At 61.8% G+C, this 13,557-nt stretch carries 9 protein-coding genes and 2 pseudogenes; 4 read left to right on the top strand and 7 right to left on the bottom strand.

What is annotated here, in order from left to right; genetic code table 11:
* Positions 1-130 precede the first annotated feature (130 nt).
* Positions 131-1,153, bottom strand: a complete 1,023-nt coding sequence (locus AC630_RS22100; RefSeq protein WP_074120570.1) for an LLM class flavin-dependent oxidoreductase — start codon at positions 1,151-1,153, stop codon at positions 131-133.
* Positions 1,154-1,412: 259 nt separating this feature from the next.
* Here AC630_RS22100 and AC630_RS22095 point away from each other — a divergent pair, with 259 nt between their 5' ends.
* The gene (locus tag AC630_RS22095; protein WP_074120573.1) at positions 1,413-2,888 is read left to right on the top strand and encodes a tetratricopeptide repeat protein; all 1,476 of its coding nucleotides are present in this window, start codon (positions 1,413-1,415) and stop codon (positions 2,886-2,888) included.
* A gap of 141 nt (positions 2,889-3,029) precedes the next feature.
* Here the strand turns inward: AC630_RS22095 and AC630_RS22090 are convergent, their stop codons facing one another.
* Positions 3,030-4,187, bottom strand: coding sequence for an AraC family transcriptional regulator (locus AC630_RS22090; RefSeq protein ID WP_245330484.1), 1,158 nt, complete (start codon positions 4,185-4,187; stop codon positions 3,030-3,032).
* 104 nt (positions 4,188-4,291) lie between these two features.
* Here AC630_RS22090 and AC630_RS22085 point away from each other — a divergent pair, with 104 nt between their 5' ends.
* The 3 genes from AC630_RS22085 (at position 4,292) to AC630_RS48380 (ending at position 5,935) form a co-directional block, all read left to right on the top strand.
* Complete coding sequence (locus AC630_RS22085; protein WP_245330483.1) at positions 4,292-4,597, top strand: hypothetical protein; 306 nt, start codon at positions 4,292-4,294, stop codon at positions 4,595-4,597.
* 404 nt (positions 4,598-5,001) lie between these two features.
* A complete protein-coding gene (locus tag AC630_RS22080) occupies positions 5,002-5,721 on the top strand; it encodes an alpha/beta hydrolase (protein ID WP_074120569.1) in 720 nt (239 codons plus the stop codon).
* Complete coding sequence (locus AC630_RS48380) at positions 5,660-5,935, top strand: alpha/beta hydrolase (RefSeq protein ID WP_502691528.1); 276 nt, start codon at positions 5,660-5,662, stop codon at positions 5,933-5,935. Before AC630_RS22080 ends, AC630_RS48380 begins: the two co-directional genes overlap by 62 nt.
* Before the next feature lie 55 nt (positions 5,936-5,990).
* On the opposite strand, the gene AC630_RS22075 is transcribed toward AC630_RS48380, so the two are convergent.
* The 5 genes and pseudogenes from AC630_RS22075 to AC630_RS48370 all read right to left on the bottom strand — a co-directional run.
* A complete protein-coding gene (locus tag AC630_RS22075) occupies positions 5,991-6,674 on the bottom strand; it encodes a class I SAM-dependent methyltransferase (protein ID WP_074120568.1) in 684 nt (227 codons plus the stop codon).
* A 27-nt stretch (positions 6,675-6,701) separates the two neighbouring features.
* Entirely contained in the window at positions 6,702-7,160 is a 459-nt protein-coding gene (locus tag AC630_RS22070) for an Rrf2 family transcriptional regulator (protein WP_074120567.1), read from the bottom strand.
* Between the two features lie 219 nt (positions 7,161-7,379).
* Positions 7,380-9,161, bottom strand: coding sequence for an adenylate/guanylate cyclase domain-containing protein (locus AC630_RS22065; protein ID WP_074120566.1), 1,782 nt, complete (start codon positions 9,159-9,161; stop codon positions 7,380-7,382).
* Between the two features lie 372 nt (positions 9,162-9,533).
* Positions 9,534-12,052: pseudogene (locus tag AC630_RS48375) on the bottom strand (autotransporter outer membrane beta-barrel domain-containing protein); the annotation flags it as partial.
* Positions 12,053-12,541: 489 nt separating this feature from the next.
* A pseudogene (locus AC630_RS48370) lies at positions 12,542-12,949 on the bottom strand (carbohydrate-binding protein); the annotation flags it as partial.
* Between the last annotated feature and the right edge of the window lie 608 nt (positions 12,950-13,557).

Genomic DNA, 13,557 nt, shown 5'->3' with positions numbered 1-13,557 from the left:
CGCTTAGAGCGTTTTCGAGCGAAGTGGAGGCCGGTTCGCGTAAAGAAAACGCGTCAAAACAAGAATCTAGAGCCCCGTTCCGATTCCATCGGAACGGAAATGGCTCTAGGCATGGCTGCGGCCCCAGGCCTCACCGCCACCCAAGCGCCGGCGCGACGTGCGTGAGGATCGCCTCGATCGCATGCGCGCAGTAGGCGACGCCGAGCTGATTGGGGATGGTCAATAGCAACGTGTCGGCCTCGGCGATCGCCTCGTCCTGGCGGAGCTGCTCGATCAGCGCATCCGGCTCGGCGGCATAGGAGCGGCCGAAGATGGCCCGGGTCCGCGGATCAATGAAGCCGATCTGGTCCTCGCCTTCGCCTCCGCGAGGGAAATAGGCGCGGTCGCGATCGTCCATCAACGCGAAGATGCTGCGGCTCACGGACACGCGGGGCTCACGGGTGTGGCCGACTTCCTTCCACGCGGCCCGATAGGCGCGGATCTGCGCGGCCTGCTGCACGTGGAAGGCCTCGCCGGTCTCGTCGTTCTTCAACGTCGAGCTCTGCAAATTCATGCCGAGCTTGGCCGCCCAGACCGCGGTCGCGTTCGAGCCGGCGCCCCACCAGATCCGTTCGCGCAGGCCCTGCGCATGCGGCTCCAGGCGCAAGAGGCCTTGCGGATTTGGAAACATCGGCTGCGGATTGGGCTCCGCAAAGCCTTCGCCGCGCAAAAGGTCGAGGAAGACCTCCGCGTGTCGCCGACCCATGTCGGCGTCGCTCTGGCCGTCAGCCGGCCGATAGCCGAAATAGCGCCAGCCATCGATCACCTGCTCAGGCGAGCCGCGACTGATGCCGAGCTGGAGCCGCCCGCCGGCGATGAGATCGGCGCTGCCTGCGTCCTCCACCATGTAGAGCGGGTTCTCGTAACGCATGTCGATCACGGCCGTGCCGATCTCGATCTTGCTGGTCTTCGCGCCGACGGCGGCGAGCAGCGGGAAGGGCGAGGCAAGCTGGCGCGCGAAGTGATGCACACGAAAATAGGCGCCGTCCGCGCCGAGCTGCTCCGCCGCGACGGCAAGCTCGATCGATTGCAGCAGCGTATTCGCCGCCGAACGGGTCTGTGATTGCGGCGACGGCGTCCAGTGTCCGAAGGACAGAAATCCGATTTTCTTCATGGAGCAATGTATGGAGTATCGGGCGGCGCTAGTCTTCTAACATTTCGACGAGGACGGAGATTCTGGCAGCACTTACAAGTGCGCACTCATTGGCGCGCATCCAAATGCGGGCCAAGACGCGCTGCGGCGGACGTTCGGCAATCATTGGTTGCGGTAGCGAAGATCGAGCCGAACCTTGTCAGCAGCGTTGACCGACCTCAATCTCTAAGAGTGTGCTACCTTCTTCGATGTGACGTCAGCTCCTGGGCAGGAGGTGAAGGTGACGAACTCCGAGGCAGACGAGCCATCAGATACGCCGGAATCTGGAATTGGTCCGCCGGACAAAGTGCCATCAGACCGGAATTTTAGACGCCGGCTTTGGGCGCGCTTGCAGTCTGCCGGCGGCGTGCTCGCCTCGATTGCCGCCGTGGGTGCGGTGGCCGGCGGCCTCGTTGGCTATTGGAATGTCTGGAACGTGGTCCGCAGCGAGGTGCTGCCGGAAGGGCAAAAGACACAGAGAGAGGCCACGGATCGGCCTGCCATCATTCCTCGCCTGTCGCTTGTCGTACTGCCATTTGCAAACCTCAACAATGATCCAGAGCAGGATTATTTTGCAGACGGTATCGCAACTGACCTGACGACCGATATCGCGCAAATGCCTGGGGCGTTTGTGATCGGGCGCGGGACGGCCTTCACCTATAAAAACAAACAGGTCGATCTCAAGAAGCTCGGCAAGGACCTTGGCATTCGTTGGGCCGTACAGGGCGCGGTGCAGCGGGCTGGAGATCTGGTCCGTATGAATGTGTCGCTGACCGACCTGTCAACCGGCCGCGACGTCTGGTCGGACCGTTTTGACGGTGATCGGACGAATCTTGCGGCCTTGCAGGAGCAAGTCACGGCGCGGCTCGCGCGCTCTCTCAACGTCCAACTCATCGAGGCCGAAAGCCGGCGCAGCCAAATGGAGCAGCCAACGAAGCCAGATGCTGTGGATTTCAGCATGCGCGGCTGGGCAAAGGTCTATGAGCCTGGGAACAAGGTAACGAACGCGCAGGCAATAGACTTGTTCGACAGCGCGCTGCGCCTCGATCTAGACAACATTGACGCAATTCTCGGGAAAGCGTGGTGCATAGCCCGTGACGTGGTCAACGGATGGTCAACGTCCGTGGCCGAGGACAAAAAGGCGGCGAGCAAGCTAATTGATCAAGTTCTTGCAAAACGCCCGGCGACCGCAAACGCGTACATAGCCAAGGGAAACATTTTGATCTCCGGAAATCCCGCGGAAGCGCTGCCTGAATACGACGCCGCTTTGGAAATCGACCCTAATTCGCCGGTCGCGTATGCATCAAGGGGGATCGCACTTGTTACGGCGGGACGTGCGCGCGAAGCGTTTTCTCCCATTCAGATCGCTTTGCGCCTAAGCCCCAAAGATCCGGCCGCTGGCAGATGGCACTTCTTCCTCTGTCATGCTCACGTGCATGTGCACCAATATAGCGAAGCCGTTGAGGAATGCAGACGCTCGATCAATCTGAACAAATTAGACTGGTGGCCGTATGCGGATCTGGTTTCAGCTTATGGAGCCACGGGCCAATTGGACATGGCCCAACAAATGTTAGCCGAATTGAATGCAACCCGGCCGGATTTCACGGTCCAATGGCTCCAACAATTCGGCTACGCACTTTCGAGCAACCCGCAGTTTCGTCGGGAGTTCGACGACATCCTCGAGGGACTGAGAAAGGCTGGCGTTCGCGAGCAATGAGGGGGTAATACGAGAATTGAACTTCAGTGCGCGATCTTGCCGGGCCTGGTGTCGGGGACACCCGTGCGGGCGAGCATTCGAGTCGATCTGGCGCATGCCAAGCGGGTGCAAGGTGCGAATATCTCAATGCCTCTCCCCGTGCTACCGCCGGGAGGCGCTCGTCTGCGCGTTCCTTGCGCGAGGAGGCATATCGTTGACGTCGCTGGCGCGTTTGGGATGGCCGTCGGCACGCCATTGTCTTGGCGTCACTCCGGTCCAGCGCTTGAAGGCGCGGGTGAATGCGCTGATCTCGCCGTAGCCGAGGAGCCAGGCGGTTTGCGAAATCGACAGTTCATCTTTCTTTAGATAGCTCTTGGCGAGGTCGATCTTCAACTCGTCGAGAATGCCGGCGAAGGTCAATCCCTCCAAAGCGAGGCGCCGCACCAGCGTGCGGTGGCTCATGCCCAGACGGCGAGCAATCTCTTCGGCCCGCGCCTCGCGGTGGGGAAGCAACGGCGTGATCGCATTTTCGACGCACGCTCGGAGCGAACCCCCGCCGGGCTTCCGGTGCGCAAGTGCTTCCTCGCAATATGTCACCAGCAGATCGTTCAAGTAGTTGTCGGCGCTCTCGATCGGCATGGGTCCCGCGGATCGAGGGAGGACGATCTCATCGACATCGGACCCGAACTCGATCTGGCAACCGAGGAACGACCTTATCTCTGCGGGCATCGCGCGACGGTGATGGGCTACTTTGATCCGGTTCGGCGCCATGCGGCGATTTGACAGGACGCGGTTCATTCGAACGATCGAGGTGAGCCAGAATTCCATCTGGTGCCGATCCGACCGCCGCTTCACACCGACATATCTCAGCGTAATCGCCATTTCCTTCGCGGCAAATCGCAGCGAAATCCCCTCGTTGGCGAGTCGGCAATAGCGTTCGGCCTTCGACAGGGCTTCGGCGATTGTCCTGGAAGACGCCGCGACATAGTAGAGCAGGCCGATCTCGCGAAGGTCGAAGTCGCGTGCGAGGTGAAACCCCAGGGCGTCGTCCTGCAATGCCTCGGCGCCAAGCTCCAGAAATCGGATCTGGCTTTCAGCGCTGAGGCGCGCCTTGCGGTCCTCGATCTGCTTGACAGTCAATCCGACCTTGGACAACAAGCTGTCTGCCGGGATGCCTGCTTCCAGCAGGCGCGTCCATACCAGGCGGGCGATTGCGCCGGTCGCACTGGGTATCGCCTGCAGGCGGGCAGCCGGCACACCAAACCCCTTCGTCGTTGCCGCAACGGTCTCGGGTTCCGTGATCGCGGCGTAAGAAGTCAAATTATTGGCTCACGATATCAAGAAACCGGGTGTCGTGTGACTTAAATCGGACTTTCGCCCTCAAGGGCGGGCCTTCCCCCCCAAAAAAAAGTCCGAAGACCTTGATGTCCAGCTGTGACGACGACGCCTCCGTTCGTTTGAAAATAACGCGAGGCTACGAAAAGCTGCTCGGAATTCCCTATATCGCCCACGGCTCCCGAGTGGTTGCGCTCGAACGTGTGGGGGATTGCGAGATCAGCATGTTCGAAGCGTTGGGAAGCAGTTTACCCGAGGCACCCTTGTTCTGGATCGAGCTGTTCGACCTGCGTGTTCATTCCTCGCTCGACAGCTGCGGCTGCCATAATCTCGGCGAAGCGGCCGCCGTGTTCGCTGATTTTGCTTCGCGGGCAAGCGGCCTGGCTGAGGCGTGAGACGCGAGACGCTCGACATTCACATCTTCCTTGTCCCGTTTTGGTTCACCTGGGGATGCAGAGCAATGTCTGGCAATTGCAGGTCCAGGTGTTGCCTCGCTGCGACACCGCGGCACGCTCAGCCGGTATAGAATGGTGGAAATCTAGGGCTGCCCGCGCGGATTCGGACCGCGGGCTGTTTGCATCAGTGCGTCAAGTTATGGGTGTTGTCGGTGACTGGAACGAGTCGCATCATTGCTCCAGCGATTTGGTTTGCCTTATCGGTCGCAACCGTCCTTGGCGGTTGCGCCGGGCGTCCGTCGCAAGGTGTCCTCGTTCCAATAGCGCAAGCCGCTCCAGGAAACACGAATGTTCCGATCTATGTCGTAACAAATCGCCGGCGATCCGACGTCGATCCGGGCGAGATGTTCAGCGGCGAGCGCTCGGACGAGCTCTCGTTTGCGGAGGTGACCGTCTCGATACCGCCCGATGCTTCGCGGAAAGTCGGTGAAGTACAATGGCCTGCAAGCCTGCCCGGCGACCCTCATCGGGACTTCACGACCGTTTCGGCGGACTATCTCGACAAAACGCGGTTCGCCGCATCCGTCGCGGCGGCTGTGAAGCAGTCGGGTCGTAACAAGGTGCTTGTGTTCGTCCACGGCTTCAACAATCGCTTCGATGATGCGGTGTATCGCTTCGCGCAGATTGTTCACGATTCAAAGGCGCCGGTCGTTCCTGTGCTCTTCACCTGGCCATCGCGGGGCGAACTGAGGCTGCGCGCCTATACTTACGACCGGGAAAGCGCCAACTTTTCGCGGGACGCGCTCGATAACGTCTTGAGCTCGCTCGACAGCCAGCCCGCTGTTTCCGAGGTCTATCTCTTGGCTCACTCGATGGGCAATTGGATCGCCCTGGAAGCGCTTCGTACGCGTGCGATCCGTGGCCCGGCTGTTGCGTCCAGACGCAGCAAGCTGAAAAATGCGATGCTGGTCGCTCCCGATGTCGATGTCGATGTCTTCAGATCGCAATTGAACAGGATAGGAGGCGCGCGGCCCCCAATCTCCCTGTTCGTCTCGCGTGACGATGGAGCGCTCTCGCTGTCGAAGACGCTTTGGGGGGGATGTCGCCCGGCTGGGCGATATTGATCCGAACCAGGAGCCCTATCAAAGCGAGCTCAAGCGCGATCGGATCGACGTCTACGACCTGACGAAGCTGGCAGTCGCGGGCGATGACGCTCACGACCGGGCTTTCGAGCAGGTCGGTCCGGTTGTCGCAATGATCCGCCGACGCATGGCACAGGGCCAGGCGTTGAGTGAACAACAAGCAGCCGCAAATCCGCTTGCGAGGCTTGCCGAGTAGCTGGCGATCGCCGCGGACTAGCGACTGCCCGGTTATGGCGGCAAGCGGCGGCGCCTCAGGCGTACGCTACCCAGCCGCGGAAGGTGAACCCGGTGTAGAACAGCGTCGGATCGGAGAAGCCAGCGTCACGCAAGATTGCCTCATCCTGCTCCGGCGCCAGAATGCTCAATTGCTTATCGATCGCCGTGCGGGCCGCGGCCGCCTTGTCCGGCTCGACTCCGGATGCGGCCAGGAACGCGGAATATCGCGATAGCCACAGGGGGCGCTCATCGTCGCCATCGGGAATGCTGAAATGGGCAATCACGAAGGGCGCGTTTGGCTTGAGGCGGCGGCGGACTTCGGAGGCTATTCGCAGCCGTTCCTCGGCACTCACAAAGTGCAGGGTCAAGAGGCAGGTGGCGCCGTCGAACCGCCCCTCCGGGGCATCGTCGATATAGCCTTGATGGAGACGCGCATGAGAGGCGAACGGACCCAGCGTTTGCCTGGCGAGCTCCAGCATTGGCACGGAGGGGTCGACGCCATCAAAGGTCCAGCGCGGCTGCGCCTGCGCGAAAGCCTTCAACTCCAGGCCACCGCCGGCTCCGAGAACGAGTACCCTTGCATCCTCGGTTGCGCGCTCGGCCAGAAGAATCGCCGCCATGGACAGCATCGCGTTGTAGCCGGGAACAAACCGCGGCGGTCCCTCGGTGTATTTCGCCACCGCTTGCGGATCGGCGAACGCGTTTTGAATGTCGGTCACGATATTGCCATTGCTGAATGGAGCCCATCACGCGTGATGCGCGCTCATGCCCTGAAGCTTTCGGGATCCGAGGCGCTTGCGCAGATCGGCGCCCAGCATCGCGAGTGTCACTTCGCCAAAGCGCGACAACAGGAGCGCCTCCGCATCGCCAAATGCCTGATCGAGTGCGGCATTGACGGCCTGCTCGACGAGGCAGCCGGGCGCTTCGGTCCGGTTGCCCATGGCCAGAAGCGGGGGACTGCCGAGCGCGGCGTAGACGTCGCGCAGCGTCACCTTCGACAGGTCGCAAGCCAGCGTCCAGCCGCCGCCGTGCCCCTTCTCGGAGCGGACGTAACCGAGGTCCCGCAGACCTGCCATGATGCGGCGGATCACCACCGGGTTCGTGTCCATCGCCTTGGCCAACGTCTCGGACGTGAAGGGACCAGGCTGCTGCGCCATGTGCAGCAGGACGTGGAGCACGCCCGATAATCGGCTGTCTCGTCTCATGTAACTATATATGTTACATGACGTGATAAGGGTCAAGAACTTCTTCTAGCGCGCCAGCTGACTGCGGTTCGGTGAATGGCCGCTTCGCTCCGAAAGCGATCGAATCGATGCGATGCCGCGAATTGTGGCCAAGGGCCAGAAGCGGGCGTTCCAGGTGCTCCCCTGTTGGACTATTTTGGACGATCGCACGCGATTCAACACCGGGGCCGGCGGGCGGGTTCACCTCTCTGGCATCCCCGCCTTGCGCAGCCCTTCGTACAGTCTTTCGCATTTGGCCAGATAAGATGGATTCTTGGATGGGCGAAGCGATTGTAGTTCGCAAATGGTCCGGGCGGACGGGCTAGTCCGGAGATAGTTGACGAGTGCGGCGCTCGCCTCGTCGACGTGACCCTGCATGCCGTGAGCGGCAGCGAGGCATAGGTGAGCCAGAGAATAGTTAGGGCTCAATCCAATCGCCTTGCGCAGCATCTCAATCGCTCGAACATCGTCGCCGAGCAAAAATTGAACCCAGCCAATGCCGCTGTACCCTCGGAACAAAAATGGGTCGCGCGGACTGAGGCGGATGAAGTCGTTGAAGTGCACCAGGGGCTCCTCATCCAGACCCGAAAGAACCTTCGCAGAACCAAGGCCACAGTGCGCGAAATGCAAATTCGGGTTGAGTCGGACCGCCGCTTCGAATTCGTCTATAGCTTCCCGGAAGCGCCCTTGTAGAGAAAGCACAACCCCCACGACATGATGGCAGTACGCATCAGACGGATCCAGCGCGAGAGCCCGTGCCGACATGGCCTTAGCCTGACGTAGGTCTTCGTCGCGTGCTTCGCTCCACAAGCTCCCGATGTTACTTGCGAGCACGTCCGCCAACTCTGCCAGAGCCCGAACGTTGTCGGGGGCGAGTTGCAGCGCCGCTCTATATTGCTGAATCGCCGCGACAGAGTTTGCGCGAGACCAGCCGTGGAAGAGATGTGCACGAGCGCGCATGACTAAGTCTAACGCATCTGGGTTTGTCGAACGCTCGCTGCGACGGCTCTCGGCTTCGATAAGCTGCACATCGAGCGCGTGTGCGAGTTCGACGGTGATTGCATCCTGCAGCTCGAAAAGCTCAGAGATTTCTCGATCGAAACGATCAGCCCATAGATGAGCACCGGTCTCGGCATTGATCAGCTGGACACCAACCCTGACGCGCTGACCAGCCTTTCGGACGTTGCCTTCAATCACGTAGCGAATGCCGAGTTCACGCGCGACCCGCTTTACGTCCACGGACTTGCCCTTGAAGGTAAAGGCAGTGTTGTGTGCGATCACGAAGGAGCCGGCGAGTCGTGATAGCTCTGTGGTAAGGTCTTCGGTGACGCCATCTACGAAATAATCCTGCCCCGGATCGCCGCTGAGATTGGCAAACGGCAGTACAATCATCGAAAGGCGCGGCACGTTCGGTACGGGGGGCATGCCGTTCCTTGGCGCAGACGAGGCCTGGGTCCCAATCTTGATCGCGTAGGCACGCACTGGCCTATCAATGTTTTTGAGCCATTGCTCGCCCACTTCCTCGAAGGGAATCTCGAATTGGCCTCGTACGTACTCCTGAACTGGAGCCGAAACACAGATGCCGCCCGGCTCCGCGATTCCTTCCAGACGTACTGCTACGTTCACTCCATCTCCGAAAATGTCACCGTCATCGATGATGACATCTCCAACATTGATGCCAACGCGGAACTCGATTCTCCTCTCCTGCGGCAGACCGACATTGCGTTCAGCCATACCGCGCTGCACGTCGACGGCGCAGCGCACTGCATCGACTACGCTGTTGAATTCGGCCAATATTCCGTCGCCGGTGTTCTTGACAACATGTCCGCGGTGCTCGCTGATCTTGGGATCAACGAGAACACGCAGATGTTCCTTCAACTGAAGGTGTGTGCCCTCCTCGTCCATGCCGGTCAGCCTAGTGTAGCCCGCGACATCAGCGGCGAGGATGGCTGTGAGCCGTCGCTCTAGGCGCTCCGTGCCCATGCTTAGCTCCCGGATGGATGGAGCACAGTTTACGCGTCTTGCGTTGCGGGCGCTAGCGGTGGGTCTTGAAGCGGGGGCAGACGTTGCGGAGGCCCGACATCGCCCAGTCTCCTTAGTCGGCGCTGCAAAGCGGCAATCGCTTCCACGAGGCCATTTCATCACTTGCCCAAAAGCGCCGGTCGAAGGCCACGCTAGCAGCGTGAACCCTAAACGCCCTGACGGTCGGGCCGCCATCGGAGCGCAATGTCTCTTGTGGGGTCACTTTCGACGGACTTGGTGGGGATTGTCGGCTGGTTGATGTCCGCTTTGTCCCGTTAACGACCAAGCTCACGCGGCGGCGCAATATGTCGCGAAGGGCCAGAAGCCGAAGTGTCACCACGCGTAGCGCACCACGCCCTTGCCAGCATAGGAGCGCGTGACGTTCGAGAATTCGCCCTCGAATGTGCCTGCGGCCGACCAGCCGTTCAGCCATTTCATCTCAATCGAGGCGGTGGTCAGCGCTGAATCCGACGCCAGCGCTGCGCCGTTGGCGACAAAGCTCGCGCCGGGCAACGTCTGGAACGTGGCGGCGACACTGCGGTCCGGATTGAAGTCATGCGCCCAGGCGAGACGGCCACGTAGTGTCAGCACGCCGTTCGGCATGGCGAGGGACTTGTCGGCGCGGAGGCCGAGTTCGGACCGGGTATCGGTGACGCTCTTGGCGCCATAGGCGAGCGCAAAGATGCTGGCGCCCGCCACGGCCTGCTCGGCATAGGCCGGCAGGTCGAACGTCGTGAACTGTCCGGCGGCATAGGGCGAGAGACCGACGCCTTGGGTGACAAAGCGATAGCCGCCTTCGAGCCGACCGGAATAGGCATTGGCATTGAACTCTGCGCGGAGCCGGTCAACGCCGGCAATTGTCACCGTGCGGTCGGTGGTGATGTCCTGCCAGCCATAGGCCAGCGCAGCCGAGATATAGGCCGGACCGTTGAAGTGGCGCAGATAGGCGCCGGCCTGGAAGAGATCGGAGCGCCCCCCGCCGAGGCCGCTGACGCTAAAGCTCGTGCCGCCGCCGGCGAGCGCGAAGCCGGCCAGCGTGTTCGGCGAGAACAGATAGTCTGCACCGACGGCGGCGCCGTAGATGTTGCTCGTGGTGTTGTTGGAGCCGGTGACGGCATTGCCGTCGGTCGATTGCGAACCACCGAAGCCCGTCGCCCACACGCTCCATCGCTGCGTGAAAGGAACCGGCGGCGCTTGGTGAACATCGCGAACGCATCGGTCCGCTTGCGCACCGCATAGGTGCTCGCCGCCTCCTCTTCCGCAAAGCCCGGCGCGCCGCTCGCCGAGCCCGGCCCGCTGCTCCGCTGCATGAAGGGATCGGTGAGCACGCCAATGAACTGGCTCATGGCATTGAATGTGGTCTGCTGCGAAGAGGTGCCGAGCTCGCCGGAAGCCTGGGTCAATCCTGCGGGATTGAGCGCGCCATAGACCAGCGGAATGCCCCCGTTCGCGTTGAAGGAATTGACGAGCGCATTGGCCACGGCCTGCTGATTGCCGGACAAGCCGCTGCCAAAATTGGGAACGGCACCACCCGGCGCATAATTTAGCGACAGATCGAGATAGGCGTGGGTCGCGTCGTAGCTGAGGCCGGTCGAAAAATTCGCCGGCAGGTTCGTGCTGACGACATTCGATGCGAAGCTGCCGGACACGCCGCCGGCCGCGGTCAAGATCGTATAGGTCTTGCTGATATAGCTGCCATTGGCGAACACCGCATTCACCGCGGCGCCGCCGAGCGTCGCCGTTCCGGTCACGGTGGCGAATGACGCCGTCGACGGATTGACCTGCACGAGATAAATCGCGCCGGATTGAAACGCGAGATTGCCGTCGATCGTGAGCGATGTGCCCGGCGTGCCGTTGCCCGGCACGAGCGCGGCGCCGGAGGCAATGGTCGTGGTGAGCGGATCGACAATCCCGGTGCCGGTCAGCACGCCGCCGGCATTCACCATGACCGCAGAGGTGGCGGTGATGATGCCTTCGACATCGAGGACACCGCCATTCACATTGGTGGCGCCGGTGTAGCTGTTGGTGCCAAGGAGCGTGGTCGTGCCGGCCGTCGTGGTCAGGCTGGCGGTGCCGCCAAGCCCGTTGAGTGTGCCGCCTGTCGACGTGATCGATGCATTGACGTTGCCGTTCTGGACCGTGCCGCCGGACAGGTTCAATGCGGCCTGCGTCTGGGTGGTGCCGCCCAGGTCGAGCGTGCCACCGGATACCGTGGTCGAGCCGCTCGCAGCGCCCAGCGTGGCCCCGCCCAGCACCCGCAACGCCCCGTCGCTGACGATCGTGCCGCCCGTATAGGTGTTGGCAGCCGAAAGCGTCAGCGTGCCCAGGCCGATCTTGGTCAGGCCGCCCGTGCCGGAGAGCGCGGAGGCCAGCGCGACGTTGTTGCCGTTGGTATCGAAGGTGGCGCCGCCCGCGCCGAACGCGCCAAGCCAGCCGGAGATATCTGTGGTGTTGCCGGTCGCCCATTGCAGGCCGCCGCCGTTGAGCCTGATCGCGCCTGCGCCGAAATTGTTGACGGTGCTGAAGTTGATCAGCCCGCCGGTCACCGTGGTGCCCCCGGTGTAGATGTTGACGCCGAAAAGGGTCAACACTCCCTGGCCGAGCTTGGTCAAACCGCCGATACCGGCGAGCGTAGAGGCCAGCGTGACGTTGTTGCCGTTGGTGTCGAAGCTCGCACCGCCCGCGCCGAACGCGGCGAGCCGCGCGGAGATATCGGTGGTGCTGCCGGTCGCCCATTGCAGGCCACCGCCGCTGAGCGTGATCGCGCCTGTGCCGAAATTGCTCACGCTGCTGAAGTTGATCAGCCCGCCGGTCACCGTGGTGCCGCCGGTGTAGGTGTTGACGCCGGACAGCGCCAGTGTGCCGGTGCCGACTTTGGTGAGCGAGCCGCCGGTACCGCCGGCTGTGCCACCATCCCGCAGCGCGCCGGAGAACGTTGTCGAAAGGTTGTTACCGCCAACGGTCAGGTTGTTCGCGCCGAGAAAGATAGTGCCAGGGCCCTCGATCGAGCCGGCGGTGGTGCTGCCATTCGTGAGTTGCGAAATGTCAAGGATGCCGGTGCCGTCGAGAATGAACCGCGCGGTTCCGCCACTTGCAGAACCGGCAAAGAAGGTGTGAGCACCACTGTTCGTGGTGATCGTGGCGCTGCCCGCCGTGCTGCTGCCATCGAAATTCAGGACACCAGTGTCGTTCACGAGGTTGACACTGCCACCGTTCACCACGATTCCCGCTCCGGTGAACGTCAAAGTGTTGGCACCGAGGGAGAAGTTATAATTGGACGCGCCGGGAGTGAGTGTGATGCCACCGATCCTGTCGCCGGTGAATGCGGCCCAAACCGTCGGGTCGCTGCCCGGGGTAACATTAAAGTTGCCTGTCAGCGCCGCGTAGTTGATCCCGTTCAGGGTGACTTGCTGACCGGCGTTGTATGCTGTGTTATTACTCCAGGCAAAGGGCACAGTCGCCCAAACGGTCGGGTCGCTGCCCGGGGTAACATTAAAGTTGCCCGTCAGCGCCACGTACCTGATCCCGCTCAGGGTGGCCTGCTGACCGGCGTTGTAGACTGAGTTATTACTCCAGCCAGAGACGAACAGATTCAGATTGGTCGTATTGGAGACGCCGAAGGTCGCCGTGTCGGTCGGCACCGATCCCGTGCTCCAGTTGCCAGCGTCGAAGAAGCCATTCGTGACGGGAGTCTGCAGCCAGGTCGCGTTCTGCGCGGCCGCAGGCTTGGGCACGATGCCGGCCAGCATCGTGGCCGCCCACAGCAGAATAGCGATCGCCGTCGGGGCGCCCGAAATTGTCCGCAGGCGCCGCGCCCGGTCCCCTGCTTGCCCGATGCTCTTATCCCAAGTGTCGCAATTCGCGCACGTCAGATGCGCCGCCTGCGCGACCGCCCGCTGCCTGTCGATTTCCACGCCCCCACCCCACGCGAGTGTTACTTGAATCCCATTTTGCAGGCACTGCGCGTTTCTGTCTTCACGGGCAGGCGCGGGAAGGAACTGTTTTCCTGCGGGTGTGCCGAATAGGCAACAAGATGACCCGCCACGCAGCCGACGACATCGGCCGCGCGGTGTCCTAATGCGGCGTTCTGCCCGGACGCTGACCCACTCGGCGCAGGCCGAAGCTCACTATCCGCTCCGGCGCGACTTTCACCAGCTTTGCGTCGAGCCCGGCCGCAGGCATCACAATGCTACTTAATGTGAAAATCGGGCCGAAGTCCGGTTTGGGTCCATTCTCGACCGAACCGGCCTATCTTGCCATCCATCTAATGTCCGCTTCGCTCTGACAGCGACCTGATTGTTCGCGCACGCGAAATGACGTGATGGGCCAAAACCGGACTCACGGGCCATGCACATGC

The organism is Bradyrhizobium sp. AS23.2, assembly GCF_001908185.1.
Lineage (GTDB): Bacteria > Pseudomonadota > Alphaproteobacteria > Rhizobiales > Xanthobacteraceae > Bradyrhizobium.
The sequence above is the reverse complement of the archived record's forward strand: the minus strand, read 5'-3'. Positions and strand labels throughout refer to the sequence as shown.